This is a genomic window from Mesorhizobium sp. M0028, from assembly GCF_040323855.1.
In the GTDB taxonomy this organism is placed as follows: domain Bacteria; phylum Pseudomonadota; class Alphaproteobacteria; order Rhizobiales; family Rhizobiaceae; genus Mesorhizobium.
The window spans coordinates 26,453-50,343 of record NZ_JAMYVG010000032.1 but is presented as its reverse complement, the minus strand read 5'-3'; the positions used below and the strand labels follow the sequence as shown (position 1 = coordinate 50,343).

At 61.6% G+C, this 23,891-nt stretch carries 20 protein-coding genes and 2 pseudogenes; 14 read left to right on the top strand and 8 right to left on the bottom strand.

Features of this window, described 5'->3' with window-relative positions; all coding sequences use genetic code 11:
- Nucleotides 1-735 precede the first annotated feature (735 nt).
- A pseudogene (locus NKJ93_RS31830) lies at nucleotides 736-1,715 on the bottom strand (IS110 family RNA-guided transposase); the annotation flags it as partial.
- A gap of 1,243 nt (nucleotides 1,716-2,958) precedes the next feature.
- On the opposite strand from NKJ93_RS31830, the gene NKJ93_RS31825 reads away from it, so the two are divergent.
- Entirely contained in the window at nucleotides 2,959-3,693 is a 735-nt protein-coding gene (locus tag NKJ93_RS31825) for a thermonuclease family protein (RefSeq protein WP_352496426.1), read from the top strand.
- A 223-nt stretch (nucleotides 3,694-3,916) separates the two neighbouring features.
- Nucleotides 3,917-4,405, top strand: coding sequence for a hypothetical protein (locus NKJ93_RS31820; protein ID WP_156937504.1), 489 nt, complete (start codon nucleotides 3,917-3,919; stop codon nucleotides 4,403-4,405).
- A gap of 62 nt (nucleotides 4,406-4,467) precedes the next feature.
- On the opposite strand, the gene NKJ93_RS31815 is transcribed toward NKJ93_RS31820, so the two are convergent.
- The gene (locus tag NKJ93_RS31815) at nucleotides 4,468-5,862 is read right to left on the bottom strand and encodes a Do family serine endopeptidase (protein ID WP_031195538.1); all 1,395 of its coding nucleotides are present in this window, start codon (nucleotides 5,860-5,862) and stop codon (nucleotides 4,468-4,470) included.
- Between the two features lie 246 nt (nucleotides 5,863-6,108).
- Here NKJ93_RS31815 and NKJ93_RS31810 point away from each other — a divergent pair.
- The 3 genes and pseudogenes from NKJ93_RS31810 to NKJ93_RS31800 form a co-directional block, all read left to right on the top strand.
- Nucleotides 6,109-6,345, top strand: a pseudogene (locus NKJ93_RS31810) (hypothetical protein); the annotation flags it as partial.
- A gap of 89 nt (nucleotides 6,346-6,434) precedes the next feature.
- Complete coding sequence (locus tag NKJ93_RS31805) at nucleotides 6,435-6,821, top strand: hypothetical protein (RefSeq protein WP_023680933.1); 387 nt, start codon at nucleotides 6,435-6,437, stop codon at nucleotides 6,819-6,821.
- Nucleotides 6,818-7,252 (top strand): RES family NAD+ phosphorylase, encoded by a 435-nt coding sequence (locus NKJ93_RS31800; RefSeq protein ID WP_352516346.1) that lies wholly within the window; start codon nucleotides 6,818-6,820, stop codon nucleotides 7,250-7,252. The genes NKJ93_RS31805 and NKJ93_RS31800 overlap by 4 nt, the downstream gene beginning before the upstream one ends.
- 132 nt (nucleotides 7,253-7,384) lie before the next feature.
- On the opposite strand, the gene scpB (NKJ93_RS31795) is transcribed toward NKJ93_RS31800, so the two are convergent.
- The 4 genes from scpB (NKJ93_RS31795) to NKJ93_RS31780 form a co-directional block, all read right to left on the bottom strand.
- The gene (scpB, locus tag NKJ93_RS31795) at nucleotides 7,385-8,098 is read right to left on the bottom strand and encodes an SMC-Scp complex subunit ScpB (RefSeq protein WP_352468048.1); all 714 of its coding nucleotides are present in this window, start codon (nucleotides 8,096-8,098) and stop codon (nucleotides 7,385-7,387) included.
- A gap of 2 nt (nucleotides 8,099-8,100) precedes the next feature.
- The gene (locus NKJ93_RS31790) at nucleotides 8,101-9,051 is read right to left on the bottom strand and encodes a DUF1403 family protein (protein ID WP_352516347.1); all 951 of its coding nucleotides are present in this window, start codon (nucleotides 9,049-9,051) and stop codon (nucleotides 8,101-8,103) included.
- Nucleotides 9,052-9,293: 242 nt separating this feature from the next.
- Nucleotides 9,294-9,887 (bottom strand): type II toxin-antitoxin system VapC family toxin, encoded by a 594-nt coding sequence (locus NKJ93_RS31785; protein WP_023723123.1) that lies wholly within the window; start codon nucleotides 9,885-9,887, stop codon nucleotides 9,294-9,296.
- Nucleotides 9,877-10,173: a hypothetical protein gene (locus NKJ93_RS31780; protein WP_352468047.1), complete on the bottom strand. Its 297-nt coding sequence runs from the start codon at nucleotides 10,171-10,173 to the stop codon at nucleotides 9,877-9,879. Before NKJ93_RS31780 ends, NKJ93_RS31785 begins: the two co-directional genes overlap by 11 nt.
- Before the next feature lie 275 nt (nucleotides 10,174-10,448).
- On the opposite strand from NKJ93_RS31780, the gene NKJ93_RS31775 reads away from it, so the two are divergent.
- From NKJ93_RS31775 to repC, 4 genes are all read left to right on the top strand, one after another.
- Nucleotides 10,449-11,579: a site-specific integrase gene (locus NKJ93_RS31775; protein WP_051409794.1), complete on the top strand. Its 1,131-nt coding sequence runs from the start codon at nucleotides 10,449-10,451 to the stop codon at nucleotides 11,577-11,579.
- Between the two features lie 1,006 nt (nucleotides 11,580-12,585).
- Nucleotides 12,586-13,767, top strand: coding sequence for a plasmid partitioning protein RepA (gene repA / locus NKJ93_RS31770; RefSeq protein WP_023749471.1), 1,182 nt, complete (start codon nucleotides 12,586-12,588; stop codon nucleotides 13,765-13,767).
- A complete protein-coding gene (gene repB, locus NKJ93_RS31765) occupies nucleotides 13,764-14,798 on the top strand; it encodes a plasmid partitioning protein RepB (RefSeq protein WP_031195483.1) in 1,035 nt (344 codons plus the stop codon). Before repA ends, repB begins: the two co-directional genes overlap by 4 nt.
- Nucleotides 14,799-14,953: 155 nt before the next feature.
- Entirely contained in the window at nucleotides 14,954-16,297 is a 1,344-nt protein-coding gene (repC, locus tag NKJ93_RS31760; protein ID WP_023723128.1) for a plasmid replication protein RepC, read from the top strand.
- A gap of 301 nt (nucleotides 16,298-16,598) precedes the next feature.
- Here repC and NKJ93_RS31755 read toward each other — a convergent pair whose 3' ends face one another.
- A complete protein-coding gene (locus tag NKJ93_RS31755) occupies nucleotides 16,599-17,531 on the bottom strand; it encodes a recombinase family protein (RefSeq protein ID WP_031195486.1) in 933 nt (310 codons plus the stop codon).
- Nucleotides 17,532-18,143: 612 nt separating this feature from the next.
- On the opposite strand from NKJ93_RS31755, the gene NKJ93_RS31750 reads away from it, so the two are divergent.
- Nucleotides 18,144-18,407, top strand: a complete 264-nt coding sequence (locus NKJ93_RS31750; RefSeq protein WP_084643174.1) for a hypothetical protein — start codon at nucleotides 18,144-18,146, stop codon at nucleotides 18,405-18,407.
- Nucleotides 18,407-19,099, top strand: a complete 693-nt coding sequence (locus tag NKJ93_RS31745; protein ID WP_023723131.1) for a nucleotidyl transferase AbiEii/AbiGii toxin family protein — start codon at nucleotides 18,407-18,409, stop codon at nucleotides 19,097-19,099. The genes NKJ93_RS31750 and NKJ93_RS31745 overlap by 1 nt, the downstream gene beginning before the upstream one ends.
- A gap of 38 nt (nucleotides 19,100-19,137) precedes the next feature.
- Here NKJ93_RS31745 and NKJ93_RS31740 read toward each other — a convergent pair whose 3' ends face one another.
- Nucleotides 19,138-20,253 (bottom strand): tyrosine-type recombinase/integrase, encoded by a 1,116-nt coding sequence (locus tag NKJ93_RS31740; protein WP_023723132.1) that lies wholly within the window; start codon nucleotides 20,251-20,253, stop codon nucleotides 19,138-19,140.
- A 126-nt stretch (nucleotides 20,254-20,379) separates the two neighbouring features.
- On the opposite strand from NKJ93_RS31740, the gene NKJ93_RS31735 reads away from it, so the two are divergent.
- From NKJ93_RS31735 to NKJ93_RS31725, 3 genes are read left to right on the top strand one after another with little or no spacing between them, the layout of a single operon-like run.
- Nucleotides 20,380-21,336 carry a DUF1403 family protein gene (locus tag NKJ93_RS31735; RefSeq protein ID WP_352468045.1) on the top strand — a complete coding sequence of 319 codons (957 nt, stop codon included), beginning with the start codon at nucleotides 20,380-20,382 and terminating at the stop codon, nucleotides 21,334-21,336.
- Between the two features lie 2 nt (nucleotides 21,337-21,338).
- The gene (gene scpB, locus NKJ93_RS31730; RefSeq protein WP_051409785.1) at nucleotides 21,339-22,040 is read left to right on the top strand and encodes an SMC-Scp complex subunit ScpB; all 702 of its coding nucleotides are present in this window, start codon (nucleotides 21,339-21,341) and stop codon (nucleotides 22,038-22,040) included.
- Nucleotides 22,037-23,854 (top strand): SWIM zinc finger family protein, encoded by a 1,818-nt coding sequence (locus NKJ93_RS31725; protein WP_023722825.1) that lies wholly within the window; start codon nucleotides 22,037-22,039, stop codon nucleotides 23,852-23,854. The genes scpB (NKJ93_RS31730) and NKJ93_RS31725 overlap by 4 nt, the downstream gene beginning before the upstream one ends.
- Nucleotides 23,855-23,891 lie beyond the last annotated feature (37 nt).

Sequence of the window (23,891 nt, the reverse complement as noted above, 5' to 3'; positions counted from 1 at the left end):
CTGAGGGCGATCGTGACGAATTGGTGGCGAGGAAAAAGTCCCTGTGGGTAACAGATCGGCGATCTGCAAAATTGGCTGCAAACCCCTCCGAAAGCTCGCCAGAACCCAAGGCAAAACCGCGCGGTAAGTGAATCGGACGCCAGCCACTTTCTTACCGCCGCGTACTTCGTTCGCATGGTTCGATTATATTAGATTTATCTAAAATACTAACCGGCCAGTCGAGCATTCCCGAACGCTCGCTGGTCAGGCCCAGCGGCCCCCCTAACCCAAGCTGCTGGGCCGCCACTCAGAGCAAAGCGCGATGTATGAGCATACCTAGCATAACGGTGATCGTCTCCACCTTGCCGGCCTTGCTTAGCACCACCTGAAAATCAGCTTCGAATCCCCGAATGTGCGGGGTCCCAGTGGCCATCACTAGACATTTCGAGATTTGCGGTTCAAGCCTCCCTTCATCGGCATGAGCGGTGACGGAGTACATCATCTTGCCAAATCAACACAGCCGACATCCTCGTCCCCTCGTTCGGTCGAAAGCCAGGTGGAACAATCAGGGCGCGCAACTTGTCATGACTGATATTGCCGCTTCACCCCAGCTTTGAGCGTGCGCCCTTCCGCCTGTGCGTGGTTCACCGTTTTTTACATTATTAGCGCACGTTTATAAACGGACATGTTGGTGTAGCTTGTACGTGCCCAAAGCCTCGGCGCAACGACCCAGCGCCGAGGCTTTTTTGCGGTATCCTTGCTCAGCATGTGCCAGATGATCATTGCAAGCTTGCGCGCAGTGGCGACGGCCGCGATGTGCTTCCCGCGGCGCGAGGCGATCCGCTTGTGGGAGGCGCGAAGAGGTCCTGGCGATCGCACAGCCGCCCATGCCGCCTCGACCAGCATCCCCCGCGCATGGCCGCGGCCCTGCTTCGTGATGCGCCCGTCATAGGCTGGCCCCTCACCGGACTGCCGCACGCTCGGATTGAGGCCAAGATAGTCAACGAGCTTCTGTGGATCGCTGAAGCGCCGTATGTCGCCGATTGCCGCGGCAACGCTCGCAGCCACGGTGACGTCGAGGCCGGGCAACGTCATCAGGCGGCGGATTGTCGGATCCTGAAGGGCATGTACGGCTATATCCGCCTCGACCACCGTCAACGTCTCGTTGATCTGGTTAATCAAGCCGAGGTGGCGCTCGATGGCGGCGCGCTCATCCGCAGGCAATATTTGCCTCGTCAGCCATTTGCGCCCGCTGATCCCGACGAGGTTCCCATGCGGACACGGCGGGATCAGGTGGGCGTGGAGGATTGACTGGATCAGGTTCTTCAGCCGCGAACGCTGGCGAACCAGCTGTGTCCGCCTGGTGACCTGTCTTCGGAGGGCAAGGGTCCCCGGATCCGGAACCCAGACCTCCGGCAGAAAGCCCGAGGCGTAGAGCTTCGCAAGGACAGTGCGTCGATCGTGTCAGTCTTCACCTTCGCGTGCGCGATCATGTGCACCTGCTTGGGATTGGCGATCACGATCCGATGGACGTAGGGCGACAGCACTTCAGCGACGGCAGCAGCATTGCCTGTCGCCTCGATCACCACATGATCATCGTGGGTGAGTTCCTTCCTGGCGAACTCCTCGAGCTTATTGCGCAGCATTTGAACGCGGCCGAGCTTGACGATCTCGCCATCAAGCAACGACACGACCTCGGCGGTTACGCGGTGTATGTCCATGCCGATAATACGCACGGTTCCCTCCATCGTTGGTCACGAACAGGGAGCGAGCGGGCAACACGACAAATACGGATCCGCACTCGCAGCGCATCCGGGCGAGTCGTAGGGGCGGCCAGATAATGTGCTCGAACTCGCAGTTCATCTGCATACGCCGGCCTGCCCGCACTTGCGTGCTCCCGGTGCCCCGTGGCCCGGATGCGCCAAGCTTAACGAACCTGACGTACCGAACAAACGATGGCACCAAGAACATCATGCCGGATACGGCTTCATCGAGAGCTTCAACGGCAAGGAAGGCGCGTCAACACTCTACGCTACGATTGCTGGCCGCCCGTCGTCACGGCGCATATGCGACGTTCCGTTAGCCGCCGATCGCGTTCCTATCCACGACAATCGCGTGGTGGTACATTCGGTTGATTTGGCGAATGTTTTTTGTCGTCAACTCACCGGGAAACCGGGAAGGTGGTCATGAGAATTATTACCGCTCTAGGATGCGTCGCCCTCCTTGCAGGTTGCACAACGGCAGGCCCCCCAGGGCCCCAAGGGCCTGTCGGTCCACAAGGTCTTCCCGGCAAGCAGGGACCTAGAGGTGCAATGGGGGCTGAGGGTCCGGCGGGGAAGGACGGCGTCGGCGGTTGGGAAATCACCCAGTATGCAAGCGCGAGTGATACAAGCCCAGACAAATCCGCACAGGCTTGGTGTCCCAAGCCAAAAGTCGTCATAGGTGGCGGTGCCAGCGCGTCAAATTCAAATGCTCTAATTTCTAGGAGCTTGCCGGTTACTTCCCCAGCTCCAGGGTGGGTAGCACAAGCGCATGTAGCCGCTACGTCCCCAACAGCTTGGACGCTGACAGCATACGCCATTTGCGCGCTTGTCAAATAGTCGGCGCTTGGCCGGGCCGGTGAACTTTGCGTTGTCGCGTCTTGGAGACACAAACGGCGTTCTAGTCTTCATCCCAAAAATCCTGCAGCGAGGCGTGCCGAAGGTCTTCCTCGCCCCGGAGGTGCTTCACGCGGACCTTGATGCCCGCTTGCGAAGGCCATAGTTGAGACGGTTGAAAGGCTGAGCCGGTGCCCCCCGCGTTGACCAGTTGCCGACCGGCTAGTGCAGCTTCTGGACTCTCGCCCGGAATGGCGGCATTCTCTCTTCCGGGAGAGCGGGCGTGGGCAAAGGCCACCGTTATCAAGGCGCCAATCAGGCTGACCGCTGGCGAAGGCGCGCCGGCAGAAGAATGCCGTTACGGCGGCTGCCGCGACCCCTCTTGGGGCTGATCTTCCTCGGCGCCGGCACGCTTGCCGCCGCAGTCACCCAATTCGCGATCCAGAGCACCGCCGGCCAACAGAGCACGATAACAAACTGGACAGAACCATTGCCTGGCCACATGGAAGGCCGCGCCTCGGTGATCGATGGCGACACAGTAGAGATTGCAGGCCAAAGGATTCGTTTCAATGGCATCGACGCGCCCGAGAGCCGTCAGCACTGCGACGACGCCAAGGGCTTTGACTACCCATGCGGGCGCCGCGCTGCCCAAGCCTTGGACAAGTTCCTGGCAGCTTCGCGACCGCTGCATTGCAGTTTTGTCGATCGTGATCGGTACGGGCGTCTTGTCGGGAACTGCGATCGGGCGGGCGGTCGTAGCGTTCAGCGCTGGCTTGTCGAGCAGGGCTTGGCACTGGACTGGCCCCTCTACAGCCACGGCGCCTATGCGGGGCAGCAGGCGAAGGCAGAGGCGGCAAAGCTCGGTCTGTGGGCCGGAACTTTTCAGGCGCCTTGGGTGTGGCGTCTAGCGCATGCCGACAACCGGCCGCTTTCTAACCAGCCGCTTGGCTTAATCAACCGCCATCAGGTCGCACAAAGCGGCTATTCATGCGAGCCGCGGCGCACCTGTTCCCAAATCAGCTCGTGCGATGAAGCAAGTTGGTACCCAGCCAACTGCTCTTGGGGCCGCAAGCTAGACCGCGACAAAGACGGCATCGCCTGCGAAAGCCAGTGTTGAACCTGCAGGTGCTGCCGCTTCACGGTCGCACGCACGTCGGTGTTGGCGCCGCGGCGCGTTGGGGTGGGTTTGGTCATGTGGAGGGGTTCCTAATGAAAGGGCCGCCTCGACGGGTGGCTTTTGAACGGTGACGGACTGCCGTTCCAAGCGGACCAGCTATTGTCGACTAAATGAAAGCGGGAAGATCCAACGATGCCTCCAAAATACGTGCAGCCCTCCGTTCATGAGACAGCTTTCAGCGGCATTCCAAATCGGCAGGGAGTTCGGCAGAGCCGAGGCCGAAGTTATGTTGCCCCGCCCATCGATTATGATCGCCACCCATCGACAACGAGCGATGCAGAACACGGCGAGCCGACCTGACGTTATCATTCGCTGGCATCAAGTCCGGCCTGATTTTCCAGAACTCGTTGCAACTGATGCGGCGAACTTTGACGCTGCCGTCTCAACAATGACCGTGCGAGATGTGGTCATATGGCGTCTTCGGGAAGGGCGCTCGCTGCGCGGTTCCGGCAAGGCCGGTCTTCATCATCGCCAACGCGGCGAAGGTCTTCTATCACGCTATATAGGAACGGAGTGCGTCAAAATTGACACGGGCTCGGCACGAGCTGCTCAAGTGCGGACGATGATGGGAGCCACGGCCGGCTGGCTGCTTTTTGCCGCGCGCGAGATGGGAGGAGGCGGCTGGAGTGATGTTTGGGCTCCGGCGACCTGATTCCGTTCTTTCGGATACGGAACGGAAACTTTGCCACATTTTTGGTTTCGACGCACGCTACGTCAGGAAGCAGCTAGGGCAATGAAGAGCGATTGTCCTTGCCTGTTTATGCGCAACAGAATGGGCTTGTGCTGCTGCCGGGATCTTGCCCACTCCTCCTGGATATCTGACGGCTGTGCCACATCCCGGTTGTTGGCCGAGACAATCACGTCGCCAGGTCGAAGGCCGTTCTCGGCGGCGGGGCTATTCGGCGCCACTTCCTGGATAAACACGCCGGTGGTACCCGGCTGCAGACCGAGTTGCTGGCGCGCTTCGTCCGGAATGGTGCTGAGCGACAGCCCGAGGCGTTGGTCCGCCGCTTCCGGACTCGGAACGGCACCGGTCTGCACCTCCTCGTCCTTGCGTTGGCCGACGGTCAGCTCCACCTCCTGCTGGGAGCCGCCGCGGTTCCTTGTCAGCGTCGCTTTCGACCCTGGCTTTTCGTTCGCTGCCGCCAGTGTCAAGTCATGGACGCCCTGGATGTCCTTGCCGCTGAACCGGGTGATTACATCGCCCGATTGTAGGCCGGCCTTCTCCGCCGGACTGCCGGGCTCGACCGAGGCGACCAGCGCTCCCTTGGTGCTCGATATCCCAAGCGCTTGGGCAAGCGACGGCGTCACCTCCTGGAGACGCACTCCGATGAAGCCGCGGTCAATCCGGCCGGTACGGATCAGCTGATCGGCGACGCTTCGTGCAGTTCGGGACGGCACGGCGAAACCGATGCCGATGCTGCCGCCCGATGGCGAGACGATGGCCGTGTTGACGCCGATCACTTCGCCGCGCGCGTTAAACAGCGGGCCGCCGGAATTGCCTCTGTTGATCGAGGCGTCTGTCTGGAGGAAATCGTCGTAAGGGCCGGCCTGGATGTCGCGCGAGCGGGCGGAAAGAACGCCGACGGTCACGGTTCCCCCGAGCCCGAAGGGACTGCCAATCGCGATCGTCCAGGCACCCGGCTGCATTGCGTCAGAGTCACCCCAGGCGGTGGTCGTCATGTTGGGGCGTGGATCGACCTTCAGCACCGCGATGTCGGTTGCTGGATCGCGGCCCACAAGTCGCGCGCGCGAAGTCTCCTTATCGGAGAATACGACGTGGATTTCGGTGGAGTCGGCCACGACATGATTGTTGGTGACGATGTAGCCCTCCGGACTGACCACGAAGCCGGAGCCGAGAGCTTCTCGCACCTGCGGCTGGGCAGGCCCGCGGCTGTCGAAGGGGTTGAGAAAATCGTCGAGCATCGTTTGGTCCTGGATGATCTGCCTCGTCGTGATCGCGACCACGGCCGGCAGCTTCTGACGCAGGATTGCGCTGAAGTCGTTCGGGATTTCCTGTGCTGAAACCGGAGCAAAGCCGCCAGCCGAGAGCATCAAGATTCCTGCGACGAGGCCCATGCTCAGTCGCTTCCTGGCAATGTAAGACATGATTGATTCTCCTGCCCGACCGCCCTGGCGCTGCCGCGCGACTTTTCCCAGACGCAACAACTGACATTCACGCCGATTGTTTCACCGGTTCGAAAAAATGTTGATCGTGGGCTGAACTGCGAGGATTTGGCCTTGTCGGGCCATTGAAATTTGCTCGAAACTCTCCAAAATTTCGGCTGGTGAAAATCGCGAGAGCCACCAAAGATGACATCAACAAAGGAGACTATTCAAAGCGGAGGACCATCGATGGAAGGAGCCATTTCGACGAGTTTTCCCCCAATCGGGCCCGAGGGTCCTGATGTTTTTCTTGACCGGTTGCTCCATCCAGCACGGCATTTCGAGCGACCTCAGGACGTGCTGACTGACGCGACGCTGGACGTCCAGGAGAAGCGTGCAATCCTTTCGTCCTGGGCATCGGATGCCTGTGCGGTGGAATCGGTGCCGGCGCTACGCATGCCGCCGGGAGCAACCGAACCGGTCAGCTCCATGTTGGGGACAAGACGATGCCTCCGTCCACTTGCTATGCATCGGAATGTGCATATATTGTGCATATGAGAGGTCGGAGATTTGTCATGGCCCACGCACAGCTCGCACATTCCACGGTGATTTCCGGCTTTGTCGATAGCCTGCAGGAGCCGCGCACGCCTTATATCTCGCCGAAGCGCCTGTCGCAGGCGCTGGGCGTGAAGGTGGCCAACTTGGCCCAGCTGACCGGTGTCCACCGCAACACGCTCCGCAATCCCTCATCGGAGCGCCTGCAGGGCCGGATGCGCGAGATGGTGAAAGTGATCTCGGCGGCGACGGAACTCACCGGCGACGTCAACAAGGCGATCTTTTGGTACCGCAATGAACCGATCGCCGACTATGGCCATCGTACCGCAGCCGAGCTCGTCGCGGGCGGCCAGGTCGAGGCGGTTCTGGCCTTTATCCGGGATCTCGAGAATGGTGCGCGCGGGTGAGGATCACCCGCATCGGTCCAGACGAAATCTTCCATCGCTATCTGACTCCCAAATGGGCTTTCCTGCCCACCAGCGGTGCAGGCGCAGCGATGGACGGCGGTCGTTTCAACCGGCCAGGCATCGAAGCACTTTATCTGTCGCGTGCGACCCAGACGGCGCTTGATGAATACAAGCAGGGAGCCAGCATCACCCCGCCCGCCACCCTTGCCGCTTACAAGATCACGCTCGCCGAGGTAGCCGACCTTTCGCAGGGTTTCGACCCGGACATCTGGGACGGCCCGTGGAAGGAGTGGGATTGTGCCTGGCGCCAGGTCGCTCGCATCGACAAGAAGATCCCGCCATCGTGGAAGCTCGCGGATCTGGTCATCACCGCCGGACTTCGCGGCATCCTGTTCCGTCGCTGCGTCACGCCGGCGGCACCAATCTGGTGATCTTTCCGGCCAATCTTGTCGACAGCGACCATGTCGCGGTTCACGATCCCGATCAACGGTTGCCGCACGACCAGTCGTCCTGGTGCTGAGTTATCGACCGTCTCTGGGATCGCAACGCGACGACGTCCCCCGTCACGGCGCTTGGTCCCCAACGACATCGTCCTCGCCGTCGCCCTCCCCGCTCGCCAGCCCGGCTGGAATATCGCCGGCCAGCAGCTTCTCCTTCGACAGCAGCCCTGCGTCCTCAAGCGCCTCGAAATCCGGTAGCTGGCGCAGCGTGTCGAGCCCGAACTGCGAGAGAAAAGTTTTCGTCGTCACATAAGTATAGGGCGCGCCAGGTTGCGGCGAGCGCGGACCCGAAGCGATAAAATCCTGCGATCGCAGCACGCCGATCAGGTCGCGCGAGATCTCCTTGCCGAAGAAGCTCGACAGCTCGGCCCGGGTGATCGGCTGGAAATACGCAATGCACATCAAGATCAGCGCCTCGGACTGCGACAGGGGTTTTGACCCCGGCCCGCCATCCGTACCCTGCCCCGTGGCAGCTCGAATTGCATCGGAGTAGACCCTCCTGGTCCGGTGCTGCCAACCGCCGGCGACCGACACCAGTTCATAGGGCCGGCCGCGCAATTCTTCGCGAATGTCGTCGATAACCAGGTCGATGTTGCAGCTTCTTCCGACGACCCGCGCCAGCGTCTCGCGCATCACCGGCGTGTTGGCCGCAAAAATCACCGCTTCGACGCGACCCATCCATTCGCGCCAGCGCAACTCCGCCGGCAGGTGTTCCAACTCAGTGTCGAGCAGCGATGGCTGGGCATTTTCTTTTCTCTGGGCCGTTTGGTCGGCCATCGCTAGAGCCCATACAGCCGGAAGGTCGGCCGTCCCGACAATTCACGCACTGCCTCGAATTCTATCAACCGGTCGAACAGCCGCCGTGACCCGAACCGCGACAGGTTTTTGGTCACGAGCGAGCCGGAGACGGCATCATTGTCGAGCAGTTTTGCGATCGCCTCACCTGCGCCTTTGGCGCGGAGCTTAGGCGCCACCGCCATAAGCCGCTCAGCCCGCCGAGAAATTTCGCCGGCGACCCGGCAGGCATCCGCCGCGCCCTGCGCCAGCGCCACGCATACTGCCCGCTCAAACCCTTCCCCTCCAGGCCGGATCCGTTTGCCGCGTCCGCCTTCAGCATGGAAGGCCGGAGCAAACGCCTGCGCCACCAACATTGGCACGGGCCGCGACCAGCGCAGCTTTTGCGCCAAGACCAGATCGGCACACCACCAGGCCAGCGTTTCGGCCTCCGACCGCATTGCGACCACGTAGCCGGCGATTGCCCCGGCAGCGAACGGCGCCGGTCGCCCGGAACGGGCAAGATTGTCGATCACCTCGGGAAGATCGGCAAAGGCATCGTCCCAGCGCAAGCCGAGCAGCGCGACCACTTCGGCCAGTCTCGCGGCATTGACCACCGGCGGCCGCAACGCCAGTTGTCGCCAGGCGCCCAAAACAGCGCCGGCAGGTCCAGGATCGGTGTCGGGGGGACGCATATACCAGGCATCGCGCAGGGCGGCCTCGTCCTCGCTGCGGCCGGCCAGCCGAACGGCGGCGGCGCATTTCAAGGCCCGCCCCTGCCGCCAGGCACCGGCCCAGGGCGGCTCCGAACGCACCAGATTATCGAGCGAAGTCAAGGCTGCCCCAGCCCAAAACGCGGCATCGGCATCGCTCGAAACTGGCCCGTCTGGCAGCGCCCAGCCCGGCACACGCGGCGGCAGAGGAGCGCTAACAGGTGAGGGGTCGGCTCGAATCATGTCTGACATGGTAAACTGGGCGTGCGCTTTACGCCATCATTCGAGGGCTCAAACGCACAGCCTGTCGTTGCACAATGACGAACGATAATGCCTTATCGTTCGTGTCTGTCATTACGTTAGAAATGGCCGCTGTCGCCCGCGGTTCAACGGTCGCAGGAGAGTGTCAGCGACCTTTTTGAAGACTGGTGGTCATTAAAGGAGGTTGGACGATCACGGTGCACGGGCATCTGCCACAGACGCTTTCAACCCTGCGGGCGCAAGTCTGTCACCGGCCGGTAGAAGATCACACGCACCGACGGAACAAGCTGGTTGAGGTAATCGAAATCCCCAACATTGCCGGTCAGGACCGTCGCGCCCAGCAGACCGGCCTGGTGAAAGATCAGCGCATCGTTGAGGAAGCGGCGTTCATGGCCCTCCCCTTTCGGCAGACGGCTCAGCCGGAACAGCAGGCCGGCAAGCATGCCGGCGCGTCCCCAGGCGGTGGCGTCGGGTGCATGCAGCCGGTGCACTGGAATGTCTTCAATCGTGCCTGCAACCACTTTCAGGACCGACTTCGTCGTGGGGTGCGCTGGGTCGAGCCGGCCGAACAGGTGGCTGAGCTCGGCAAGGCAGACGGCCGAGTGCTGACAGAGCCTATAGATCAGAAGGTCATCGACCACTTTGGGCGTGCGCCCCTGAAGGACATCCAGATAGACGCTCGTGTCGAGAAGCAATGCACCGCCGACAGGCGGCTGGTCCCCTGCCCAGGACAGAGCGGAATCCGGCCGCCGTTCCAGCCCGCCGGCACGCCGCTGTGGTTTGAGGGAACGCAGTGCGCTCCCGAGATCAAACGCCAAGATCAATGTCTGCGGAGATGCTGCCCTTGCGGCGGACGAGCTGGGCGCCAAAATCGTCCTCGAGGGCCAGCCGCGACAAGGCGAGCTCCAGCAGTTCAGTGTCGGAGGTCACATGAGCGCGCTTTTTTGCCGCCTCGATCAATTCCGACGGCACCCTCCCGGAAAGGCGTGTGTTCTTGGCCGCGCCGAGAAGGCCGACCGCCCTCGCCTGCTCAAGCACCAGACGGTTCCGGGTGTGGGCGATCCGCTCCTCGCTTTCGGCTGCCGTTGCGCCACGTACGCTCATCCTGGATTCTCCTGTTGAACGAAACATAAGGGATGTTGAACATGAAGGCAAGGATCGGCACTGAGAAAGAGGGCCCTAGGAGGGTCAACACTGGATCGGACATGGTCCGTCGCCCGGTCATGCTAAAGCACGACCCAGCGTGTGGTCGTACGCGACCGGCGCAAATCTCGGGAGCTACTGGTCAAGCACCTCGCGGTGGACAATTGGGCGCTTTGGTCGCACGTTGGGGCTCTCAGAATCGCACCACTGTGACATTCAAATGATCGAGAGTTTCGATGGGCAGTCCCCGTAATTTCATGACGCCCATCGACGCGGTCGACACCAGCGACCTGCCTGACATTGTCGACGTCGTCATGGAAATGGGGCATCCGGATGAGGCTCCCGCTCCTCCCACGCAGGTCCTCGACTCGCGACGAGCATCACTGCCTGCCCATCTCGAAAAGCTGGCCGACCGCGCGCGCGATTACGTCGAGGCGGCGAGTTCGGCAAACACCCGTCGCGCCTATGCCGCCGACTGGAAGCATTTTTGCGCCTGGTGCCGGCGCCAGGCGTTTGATCCGCTGCCGCCAGATCCACAAGTCGTCGGCCTCTACATCACGGCCCAGGCCTCAGGATCGGAACGGGACAAAAAGTCTGTGTCGACCATTGAGCGCCGCCTGTCGTCGCTGACCTGGAACTATACGCAACGCGGTCAACCGCTCGACCGGAAGGACCGGCATATCGCCACCGTGCTCGCCGGCATCCGCAATAAACACGCCTCCCCTCCCCGTCAAAAGGAAGCCATCCTGCGCGACGATCTTGTCGCCATGCTGGAAACGCTCGATCGTGGCACGCTGCGCGGTCTGCGCGGCCGCGCCATGTTGCTTTTGGGCTTCGCCGGCGGCTTGCGCCGCTCCGAAATCGTGGGCCTCGATGTTGCGCGCGATCAAACCGAGGACGGCTGCGGCTGGATTGAATTTTTCCCGGACAAGGGCGTGCTGGTTACGCTGCGAGGCAAGACCGGCTGGCGCGAGGTCGAGATTGGCCGCGGCTCGTCCGATGCCACCTGCCCGGTCGTCGCCCTGCAGACCTGGCTGAAGCTGGCCCGCATCGCGCATGGCCCCCTCTTCCGCCGCGTCACGGGGCAGGGCAAAGCTGTGGGCGCCGAGCGGCTCAACGATCAGGAGGTGGCGCGGCTGGTCAAACGCGCGGCCTTGGCCGCCGGCGTGCGCGGTGATCTTTCCGAGGGCGAGCGCGGCCAAAAGTTTTCCGGCCATTCGCTGCGCGCTGGCCTCGCCTCCTCTGCCGAGGTTGACGAGCGCTACGTGCAGAAGCAGCTTGGTCACGCCTCGGCAGAGATGACACGCAAATACCAGCGCCGGCGCGATCGCTTCCGCGTCAATCTAACTAAGGCGTCAGGATTGTAGAGTGCGGTACGCCCCCCAGCCGCAGGTGCCTCTGGATGCGCCAATCCACCCCGGCGCCACAGATCCAACCATCAAGTTGATGGGTTTCTAAGGTTTATTGGTGCGGGCGCAAGCCTCCAACTTGAAGAGCTGTTCCCAGCTGGGAACTCAAAATACGGGTTGTGCGAGAAGTTGCTTCTCGATGAGTTCTCCAGGATCCTTCGCCGACACTTGGACTAGCCCCCGAGGGAAGTTGCCTGGCGACTGCAGGAGCCTCTTGCTCGACGCTGGAGGAAAGTGCGCGTGGACAGGACGCCCACGTGCCAAACGGTGCTGATTGCTGTCAAATCGCGTGGGACGCCTGGCGATAGATCCTAGCCGCTGAGTTGCCATTCGCGAGAGTCGCTCGGCCCGGAAGGAATGCCTCGTTGCAGGGTAGGGGCCGTGGGGCGTCTAACTTGTCTGCCTGGGGGCGTTCACCGAAGTGACATCGGAAGCGGCGCGGCATGGCTGCATTACAAACACAACCCATCGTCCCCGACGCAAAGGATGGTGACTTCCCTAGGACTGCGCGAGCTCAGTGCCTCCGTCACAACGGGAATTTCGCCGCCGCGCCAAAGTGGGGGGAGGGGGTATCTCTCCATGCGCCGAAACCTACCTGCGCTTTTGTAGGTCGCTCGCGGCCGTACGCGGAAGCCAGAGGCCAACCGGTACACCAACGTCGACTATCTACGAGAACAAAACGGGCAACGGGGCCCGCCCGTGCCCCCATGCTGCGTAACCAACTTCATAGCTGTCTTTTTCAATGCCTGATGCGCAACTTTGACGGCACAGGGAAGCCAGCGATAGCGAAAAGTTCCCAGCTGGGAACTGCCCTGTGTCCATTTGCTCGAATTCTCCGAATCGGGCATACCTCCAGTAACGGAAAAACCGCGTAATTCGAAAAGTTGGCGTAGTTGGCGTGGCGTTAACAGCTTGTTAACCACAGTCGCTATCAATAGGCGCTGGGTGCAAGAGGAGAATCTGGGTGACGCGGCATCTAAGTAGCCTTCAGTTCATGAATACCTTTTCGACGAAACTCGAGAAGGCACTCAACAATCTTTCGCTGGCTCAGTATCCTCCAGATGCGATTCGTACGATGCGCAAATTCACTTCGACGGAAGTGGCAGCATTGCTAGGAGTGACTGAAGCTTACATACGGCAGGTCTCCTTAAAAGGGCAGGGGCCTGAGCCAGAGACAACGACCACCGGAAAGCGCTTATATTCTGTGGAGCAGGTGCTGGACCTTCGGATGCACCTGGCGGAAAAGGCACGGAAGAAATGGATCAATCCTCGTCGTGTTAAAGGCGAGGATTGCCAGATCATCGCGATCACGAACTTCAAAGGTGGATCGTCCAAGACAGCGACCACTATTCACTTGGGTCATTGGTTGGCACTACGTGGATATCGCGTTCTCGCAGTCGACATGGATCCCCAGGCGTCGTTGACAAGTCTGCAAGGAGCGTTACCCGGATTTGACTACCGAGAAGGTGACACCCTTTACTCAGCGATTCGGTTTGATGATCCGGTGCCAACGGAAAAGATTATTCATCAGACGCATATCATCGGATTCGACGTCATCTGCGCCGGTCTTGAGCTGACAGAATTCGAGACGGCCGTCACCCTTGAGATGCGCAAGAGCGGTGGAACCAGTTTTCTGCTTCGAGTGTCACAGGCGCTCGAACAGATCGTCGATAACTACGACATCGTCCTTCTCGACTGTGCGCCGTCACTCAATTTCCTGACACTTTCGTCGCTCACTGCCGCTACCGGAGTCCTAATCCCAGTTCCAGCGCACATGCTCGATGTCGACTCCACAGGGAAGTTTTTGGAGCTGGCCGCATCTTATATGCAAATCCTGGATGAGGCTGGTGCAGGCGCACGTTGGGATTTCGCCAAATTCCTCATCACAAAGTTTGAGGCCAACGACCACCCGCAAGCCAACATGCAGGCCCTAATGCGCCAAGTGTTTGGCGAGGATTTACTTCTGAATTCAGTCTCCAAATCCACTGCGGTTGCGGACGCTCTCACTTGGAAGCAGAGCCTCTATGAAGTGCAACGATCGAGGTTTTCGGCACCTAAAACTTATGATCGTGCAATCGAATCGATCAATGCCGCGAACGCGGAAATAGAAAGCCTCATCACAATGGCATGGAGGCGTGAACAGTGAGCCGTAAAGATTCTAAGGGCATGTTTGCTGCTGTTTTGGGGCAACTCGGGGAGGACAATTCGGAGGAGGGCGTCAGCCGCCGCACGTCATCGCCGCACCTGATGAAGGTGGCGGCTGGTGTTCGCCAAATGCAAGAGCGTAGCGATATCGCCGACAAGTTACTGAAGTCAGGCGAACAGATCATTGAACTCGATCCCGACAAAATACGGCCGTCGTCTATTACCGATCGATATGATGACGCCTACGAGATTTCCGCCATTGCTGAGATCACTGAATCCATGCGGGAGCGCGGTCAGATTGTGCCTGGACTGGTTCGGCCAGTACAAGGCAAGGATGGCGAGTTTCAAATCGTCTATGGTCGCAGAAGATTAGCGGCAGCTAAGCAGCTTGGGATCGGATTCAAAGCGGCCGTCCGCGAGTTAACTGATGAACAAGCAGTCATTTTCCAAGGCGAAGAAAACACCGCTCGAGAGGATCTTTCATACATTGAGAAGTGCGCTTTTGCGCTTGCGCAGCAGGAAGCGGGATACAAACGGGACACCATCTGCGCTTCGCTGTCGACAGGAAAATCGCATGTCTCCGAGATGATCAAAATCGCCTCATCGGTCGACAAGGAGATACTGCAATCGATTGGTAAAGCTCCCGGGATTGGTCGAGGACGATGGCAGGAATTCTCGAACCGCTATTCCATAGACGGCTCACCCGCAAAAGCTTTCGATCTTATTCGCAAAAACAAATTCCGCGAGGCAACGTCCGACGACAGATTCATTATTCTGCTTGAGACGCTTCCATCGGATCATAATGCGATCAAAGAACCTGCGGGTCCGGCCAAGCCATCAAAGCCCAAGATTGCTATGAAATCCTGGGCTGCTCCAGACAAAACAGTCAGCGTCAGCCTCAAAGACAACGGAAAAACTACCATGATTGCGGTGGGAGAGGCTGAAGGATCGCGTTTCGCAGCGTTTATCGCCGGACAACTGGACGACCTGTTTGAGGCCTTTCGGAAGTCCATCACGAAACAAGGAGTCTGAAAACCGCAAAAGAAAAAGGCCCCCGAACGGCAAGCCGTGGAAGCCTCTCTCTGAACTAAGCACTCTGAGAATCGCATCTCCACGAATCACTGTCAAGAGTCATTGGCGTCGTTTTGGCGAGCAGGTTTCTTTTGCCTAATCGAGGGTGAAAGAAAATGGAGACGAATATTGCGACGACGCCCTTTGGGCGGCGGCCGATGACGCTTGGCATGATTTCAAGCCAAGTCACCGCAAGGGCCGTGCCGAAGGACGCGATCGTCCACAAATGGCATGTCTTCCAAGATATCAAGGATGCCAGGATCGCTCTGGGCGCCACTGATCGCGCTTTGGCTATTCTCGACGCGCTGTTGTCGTTCCATCCGGACACGGCACTTTATGGCGACAGTGAACTGGTTGTATGGCCATCCAACGAGCAGCTGATCCGCCGCGCCAATGGCATGCCCCCAACGACCTTACGGCGACACCTGGCCGTTCTGGTCGAGTGTGGATTGATCATCCGTCGGGACAGCCCAAACGGCAAGCGCTTCGCCCGGAAAGGGCAGGCGGGCGAGATCGAGCAAGCCTATGGCTTTGACATCTCGCCGATCGTGGCGCGCGCTGAGGAGTTCAAGGATCTTGCGGAAGCGGTCAGATCTGAGAAGAAGGCCTTTCGTCTCGTTAAGGAGCGGCTAACCATATGCCGCCGTGACATCGTCAAGATGATCGACGCGGGGATTGAGGAAGGCGTTCCGGCGAACTGGGGCAGGGTCCAGCAGGCCTACCAGGCGATTGTTGGTCAGATACCACGCACTGCACCTAGGCAGACTCTCGAGGTGATTGCCGAAGAACTTGAAGGCCTTTGGGCTGAAGTGCGTGAAGCATTGGAATCATTTGTAAAAACACAGAAAGTGGACGCCAATGAGTCCCAAAATGGGCGCCACATACAGAATTCAAAACCAGACTCTAAATTTGAATCTGAAAGCGGCTCAGGAAATAAAGATGAAGCGGGCGGAAACGTTGCGGACACCGACAACGTACGGAGCCTACCGAAACGCGAACTGCCGCTAGGGATCGTGCTGGATGCCTGCCCGAACATGCTTTGGCTGGTGAAGGGCGGCGGCGGAATCCGCAACTGGCGTGAATTTCTGGCCGCGGCCGAGGTTGCCCGACCGTCCATGGGCGTCAGCCCGAGCGCCTGGGAGGAAGCGCGAACGGCAATGGGTGAGCAGCAGGCGGCAATTTCCATTGCCGCGATCTACCAGCGGCAGGACCAGATCAACAGCGCCGGCGGCTATTTGCGCAGCCTGACAGATCGAGCAAAGGTCGGAAAGTTCTCGGTCTGGCCGATGGTGATGGCCTTGTTGCGGGCCAAGCTTGACGCGTCGAAAATGACCGGAACCGGAGCTGAAGCCGCTGCCGTCGATTTGGAGATGGCGGGCAAGGTCGTGCGCACCGAATCCCGGCTGGAAATCAGCAATGCGTTGCGCCGCAGCCTCGACAAGCCGGGGCGCGGATCATGATGAGGTGGGCGGGTTTCGATCCGCTTTATGAGCTTGGGCGGGTCGCTGCGGCGCTTGTCGGGACGAGCGTCTTATGCGAGCATCGAAGGTATGAGAAAAGAACATGACCCGCAACCGACGCCCGATGAAACCGCCGGGATGGTGTGGTGGAATTCGCTTACCGAATCCGATCGTGCGGCTTGGCTGGCGCGGGCCGGCAGCGCCGTTCCAGCTGATGCCTGGGCCGCGTACAAGCGGCTCGGGAACGTTGAGCGTCAGCCACAGACCGTAAACTGAGGACTGTTCTGCAGCGGGATGGCGGTCAGTTCGCAGGTAGTTCGGCGACGAGTCCAAGCCGTCGGGCTCGATCGAGCAGGTTCTTGACTGAGGAGGCAGACCATTTTGCGCTTCCTCGTGGGGTTCGCTCATGCAGACGCTCGAGCTGGCCAGCGATGTCGCGGAGCGACAGGTTTGGGTTAGACTGCGAAATCCCTGCCACGAGAGTCATCAGGCGATCTTCGGGAGACAGAGGAGACGCCCGCTTTAGCAGTGTGGAGTCGGCCAGGTGCTCTGTGACGAGCCACCTCACTGCCCGCCGCAGTCGTTCAGGCGTCCAGTCGAGGCCGCGCTGCTTCAAGACCCGAACGATGTCGTCCCAGTTGTGGTCGGGTCGCATCCGGCGGACCGTCGGAAGCCACTGGTTCATCGTTGATTGTAGCCGTCGGCCATAGGCTGCCTTTTGTACCGCTGTCATCTTCGCCAGGGCTTCGGGCCTGCGCTCCCGGATACCAGGATTGCCTGGCAGCCGCCCCTTCGATCGTGCAGCGATAATGCCGGCCTTGGTCCGCTCTGAAATCAGCGCACGCTCGAGTTGGGCAACGGCGCCGAGTACCTGTAGCGAAAACATGCCCTGTGGCGTCGACGTGTCGATCGGATCTCGGAGAGATCGGAAATGCGCGCCCTTCTCAGTCAGATCCTCGATCACCTGAAGAAGATGGCTTACCGAGCGCGCGAGGCGATCGAGGCGCACCACGACCAGGACATCGCCGGCGCCGATATCGCTCATCAACCGCAGTAGGGCAGGGCGAGCTCTTGACGCCCCGGATCCATGTTCCTGAACGACCACGTCGCAGCCAGCCGACCGCAGCTCAATTTCCTGCGCTTCCGTCGCTTGTTCGTCCGTCGACACGCGCGCGTACCCGATTTGTCGGCCCTGTGGTCGTCCGGAGCGTCGATCTTGCGCTTCACGGGCCATTTGCGGCGTCTCTCAGCTTAGGAAAGGGCGTTTGTACAAACACCGAAGATATCAACAAACGATCGTTTGTAAACGTCTCTAGTGGCCCTTTGGGTAGCTCCTACGGCTTCGATGAGGCTGAAAATCAACCATTTCTAGCCTCCTGACCGCCCCAGGGCGTGGTGCTGTACAGTCCCGATATGAGGTCATTATCGATAGTGAGCTTTCTTGCCGAAGATATCGCCTGTGACTGTCGCTTTTATTTCCCGATTTCAATTGAAGTCGTAAGCTGAAGTTCAGTACCGCCGTTTACACCTTACGGCTTCAAGCGCGGGGAGGGGACCTTCAGAGCCTTTGGTGAGGTCGACGCGGAACCGATCGCGCCACCGCCGATCTCGCCCTGCGGCTTCGTAAGGGCGAGACGTGCCGGAGTCGTGCTTCCGAAGATCAGTTCGCAGCTGGCCGAATGCCGCTCGATCCCGCGCGCGTCTGTAGCTCGTCCGTTTACGCGCGCATGGCCGCTCAGGCGTCACTGTGGTCGACGGAAGGACGATTGTGAGTCTCGCGAGCCATTTGCAGTGCCCGAGTCTCGCAGCTTGTGCCCCATCCACGAATTGACTATTTTGCATGACTATGAGTGAGCATCTGGCCTTGGTTCTGACGACAGTGAACGCGCCCTACAGCGAACAGCTCGACGGGGTGGCGCTGGCTCATTGTCTTTCGGATCTAGATCTGGCGAAGCAGTATCCTGGGCAGGTCAGTGCCTTCCTTGGAGAAGTACCGGTCGAGCAGCAGATGGAGTTCGCCGCCGCGCACCAGATAGCGGTTGATGATCTGAAGGCTTTCGCGGCCCATTTCTCTGCCTGGTCCGGCGAGAGCTATCAACTCGCTGCCTGATGATCGAGGTCCATAGCCGTCGTCCGTCCGAATGGCGGCGGCTTTTCGCCATTGCTGCCGATCTGATCGACCAGCTCCGGGAGAAGGCCGGAGGTTTTGAATTCGAATGGTCGTTTGGCGGCGGCACGGCGATGATGATCCACATCAACCATCGCGAAAGCCACGACGTCGATATCTTCCTCGACGACCCTCAGCTACTCGGCTTCATTGACCCATCCAAGAGCCAACTGAGCTTCAGCACGGGTCCTGCCGCATATGACGGCGACGGGACGAGGTTTCAGAAATTCGCGTTCGAGGGCTTGGGCGAGATTGACTTCATCGTGGCCGGGGCCTTGACCGGGACACCTTTCGAAAAGCGAGAGGTAGAAGGTCGTTCGGTATGGCTTGAGACCATTCCCGAGATCATTGCCAAGAAGGTTTATTACCGAGGCGCGGAGCCCAGACCGCGGGACATCTTCGATATCGCAGCCGCCGCGCGATCGCATCGAGCCGGCGTTGTCGGAGCCCTCCGGGCATTTCCGGATCGTGTCGCTCGAACAAGGGAGCGGCTTGCAGAGCTGAATCCGGAGTTCGTCAGACGGACGATTGCACAGCTCATGATCATGCCAGACTACGAGGAGATGGCTGCTGATAGCCTTGCCACTGCAACAGCCCTGCTCGAAGAGGTGCTGTCGCCAGCGACATCATCCTGACCAACGCCGGCAGCCGGCTTCAAGCGGGGGAGGGGCTTTCAGAGCCCAGACGCCTTGGTGAGATTGACGCGGAACCGATCCCGCCGCCGCTGATATTTGCGCGTCATCTCGGCCGAGGCGTGGCCAAGCTGCTTCTGGACGTAACGCTCCTCGATGTCGGCCGAGGAGGCAAGGCCGGCGCGCAGCGAATGTCCTGAGAACAGCAGTTTCCGTTCCCCTTCCGGAAGATCCGAGCGGACGCCGGCGGCGAGTGCGGTCTGCTTGACCAGGCGCGCGACATGCTTGTCGGAGAGCCGCTCGACGTCGACGGTCTTGTTGTCCTTGAAGATGCGCCGGAAGAGCGGGCCTCTCGCGATGCGGCCGAAGCGGATCCAGCTCTCGAGGGCAGCGACGGGGCAGGTCTGGTCGGAGGCGCCGCGGCCGACCTCGACCTCGCGCCAGCCGGTCTTGCCGCGCAGCGTCACCAGGACGCCCTGGTCAGGAAAAATCTCGATCCAGCCGGCGCCGTCGCTGTGGTTGCCATCGAGATGGTCGTCGCGCGCGACGTCGAGGCCGACGATTTCCGAGCGCCGCAGCCCGCCGGCGAAGCCAAGCAGCAAAATAGCGCGGTCGCGCAGGCCGCGCAGATCATGGCCGAGCGTCGCGATCATGGCGATGAGATCGTCGCCGAGCACGGCCTCTTTTTGCCGCGGTGGCTTTGCGTGCTTGCGGCGAATGCCGGCGAGCACGGTGGCAATATGCCGATCGGCGCGATCCATTGGCACGCCGCGCTGGGTAAAGTTCCAGGCAAGACCGGAGAGGCGCCGCTCGATCGTCGCGACAGAAAGTGGGGGGAGGCCGCGTCTCGGATCCCCGGCGGCGCAGGCGCCAATATAGAGGCCGATGACCTGGCTCGACGGCGGCATCGGATCGAATCCCTCCCGGCGGCACCAGCTGGTGAAATGCCGCCAATCCTTGGCGTAAGCGTCTCTCGTGTTGTCGGAGCTGGCCGCCTTGGCGTAGGCCGTCGCGGTCTCGACGAGGGCTTCCAGACGCGCCGGCGCCCGCGAGGCGGGGGGTGAGGAGCCCATTTCCAGCACAAGGTCGACGATGTCGGGCAAATCGTCGTGGGTCGGTTCGTCGGTTATGGCCCTGTTTTCCGGGGGATTTTGCATGATTTGGGAGGCTATCAGAATACGTCCGATAAGGCAAGCTTATCGGACATAAAAGCGTTGCGACAGGCTGTGCGCTTTGCACCGGATCGCTAGCGAAAAGCGCACGATGGCGTTATCGTCCACGCCATGATTCGTCCCGCCATGTCGCCGATTGCATCGACCTGCGAGCCGCCCACCGTGCCCGGCTGGGCGACCCAGCGCGGGTCGGTGACAAGCGATGCGGAGGCGGCGTTCATGGCCGGCGCGGCGTTGCATGCGCTCGACACTCTGGTGCGCGCGGCACCGCCCTGGGCCGGCGCCTGGCGCCAGCGCCAGGCGTTGAAATGCGCCGCGGCCGCCGTGCGCCTCGCCGGCCGCGCCGAGGACGAGGCGGCGCTGCGCGACGCCTGGCATCTGCGCAGCCCAGGCGACGATCCCGGCCCCTCCGGCGCCATTTTTGTGGCATGGAAACGACTGGCCTCACGCTCGCCGGCGGTCGACGCCGACGGCCTGCGCGGAATCTGCGACTTGCTCGGGGTCCGCTGGGATGGCGCGCTGGCGACCATCCCCGAACGCATGGACGATCTGCTGCGGTCCGCGCCGCCGGCGCCGTTCATGGCCGCCGCCATCGCCGGGCACGTCCACGCCGCGCGGCCGGAGGCGGCGTTTTTGGGCTGGTGGCTCGCCGACCTGTCGCTGGCGCAAAGATTGCGCTGGCCGCGGCCGGTGCCGCTCCTGATGGCGCAGGTGCATTCGTCAGCCTTTCGCACCGAGGGCGCACGAGGCGCAAAAATACGGCCGGGGGAGCAAAAGTTCGAGCGGGCGGTCTGCCTCGCGGTCGCGCAAGCCTCGGTGGAGGCCTGCCGGCTGGCCGCCGACATCGCCCGGAACGCCGCCCGGCTTGCCGCGGCGGCGCCCAAGCTCAGGGCGAAAGGGGCGGGGGAGGCGATCAGGTTGCTTCTCGACGAGGACGCCGTGCCCGGCTCGCTGCAGACGCCCCATCTGTCGCGATGGGGCGCGCGGCGCCTGTTCGAGCGGCTGACCGGTCTCGGCGCGGTGCGCGAACTGTCCGGCCGCGCCACCTTTCGCATCTACGGGCTGTGATGATGGCGGCGCGTCCGACGAAGGCTCGCCGAGGAAATGGGGATGGGCAACGACTGTTGCTTGACCGAGATCTCGACCACCTGCCGCCGGAGGTTCGGTGGCGTGAATGGATGGGGCGGGTCGAGGCCGTCATTTTCGCTTCCCACCAGCCGGTGTCGCGGGAGGTTCTTGCGCGGATGGTGGGCCGCGACTGCAATCTCGATCTTCTGATCGACGACATCCGCGCCGAACTGCGCGGCCGACCCTACGATCTAGTGGCGGTCGCCGACGGCTGGCAGCACCGCACCCGGCCGGCTTTTTCAGACGCTATCCGCGCCGCTTCGGGCGTCAGCGAACAGACCGTCGACCTGTCGCAATCGGAAGCGCTGGTGCTGATGACGGTGGCGTATTTCCAGCCGATCACCCGCGCCGAGCTGTCCGGTTTTTTCGGCCGCGAGATCAGCCGCGACCTCATTGGCAATCTGCGCGGCGCCGGCTTCATTGCTTCCGGACCGCGCGCGCCGCAGCCGGGGGCGCCCTACACCTATGTGACGACGAAGACCTTCCTGTCCCACTTCAGCTTCGAGACGCTGCGCGATCTCCCCGACATGGAGAAGCTCGAGGACGCCGGCCTGCTCGACAAGGCAAAACTGCTCGCCGACTTGTCCGGCGCGCTCGGCATTGTCAGCGAAGACGCAGAGGCGGAGGAGCAGGGGCTGCCATGACGCCACCGCCATTCGGGGAAGACACGATCCGTGCCCTCGCCACCGAGGAATCCTTCGCGCGCGGCAAAAGCTACTTTCGCAGCGGGGCTGTTTCCGAACTCGTGCGCCGCGGCGATGTCCTGACCGCGCAGGTCGAAGGCAGCGAATTCGCGCCTTACGTCGTGTCGGTCAGGCTCCGCGATGGCGGCGTCGCCGACACGCGCGGCGTGATCGAGACACGCTGCTCCTGCCCCTACGACTGGGGCGGCGCCTGCAAGCATGTCGTCGCCGTGCTCCTGAAGTTTGTTGCCAAGCCGGGCGAGGTCGTGGAAAGGCTTCCGCTCGCGGACATGCTCCGGGACCTCGATCGGGCGGCGCTGGCGGCGCTGCTGATCAGCCGGGCCGAGGAGGATCCGGGCTTGGTGCTCTGGCTCGAGGCGGAACTGGCCGTCGGCGCGCCGGACGGATTTTTGGCGGGTGCGCGTCGCACCGCCGTCGATCCGAAACCGATCAGACGGCAGGCTGAGGCGCTGCTGTCGGGGCGCAATTCCCGAAGACGCGGCTGGAGCGACGATGTCCCCGCGATCGACGAGGACGGCGTCGCGGCGCTGATCGACAAGGCGAGGCCTTTCCTCGAGGCGGGTGACGGTCGCAACGCCCTCGCCATTTTGGAGCCGGTCACCGAGGCCCTGGTGCCCGCATGGCTCGAACAGGCCGACTGGGACGAAACGCTGCACGAGTTTTTTCCCGTGCTCGGCCAACTGATCGCCGAGGCGGTCCTGATGAGCGATCTCGCACCTGGCGAACGCGACGACCTGATGGCGCGGCTCGATGTCTGGCAGGGCGAACTCGACGGCTACGGCCTCGACGACCATCTGCAGGTCGCGATCGATGCGCTCGAACAGGGCTGGGATGAGATCGGTCTTGCGGACGTGATGGCCGGCCGGGGACGAACCTGGCCGCTCTCGGGCCTGGGCGACTGGATCATGGAGCGGCTGACGGAAGCCCGGCTGCGGGTGCTCGATATCGGCGGGCGGGCGGAGGAATTTCTCAACCTCGCCAGAGCGGCGGGACGGCATGGCGATCATGCCGCGATGCTCGTGCGGCTGGCACGTGTCGCGGAAGCTGCCGCTTATGCCCGGAAACAGTTTCGCTCCGCCGAAGAGGTTCTGCTGCTCTCACAGGTCTTGAAGGAGGCGGGACAGATCGACGAGGCGCTGGAACTGGCCGAATGGGGTCTGACGCTGAAGGCGGAAGAGGACCGCTCCTATGGGATTGTCGGTCTCGCGCGCTGGCTGCGCGATTGCGCCGCCGCGCTGGCCAGGAGAGAACCCGCATTGACGGCGGCGGGCGCCGCTTTCGAGCACAGTCTGTCGCTCGATGATTTTCGGGCGGCCGAGACCCTGGCCGGACCGGAATGGACGGCGATGCGCGCCCGCCTTCTCGCGAAGCTGGCGGCGGCGAAACACGCTCACGACCGGACCGAGATTTTCCTGAACGAAGGCAGGATCGACGAGGCGGTGCGGTCCGTCGACGTCGAGAACGTTTTGCGCAATCCGTCCAATACGGTTCTTATGCGCCTCGCCGAGGCGGCGCACGCCAGCCATCCCGACTGGGTCATCGATGTCTGCGAGCGCATGGCCGTCAACGTCATGGATTCGGGCCAGGCCGGATTCTACGAACTGGCGGCGCAGTGGCTGGAAAAGGCGGTGCTCGCCTATGATGCGGCGGGCCGGTTCGACGACTGGATCGAAAGAATCGACAAGCTTATCGAAAAACACCGGCGCAAGCACAAGCTCAAGCCGCTGCTCCAAGCGTTGCGCCCGGGCGCATAGGCATGGCCGGACGGCCTTGGAGAGCCAAACCGCCATA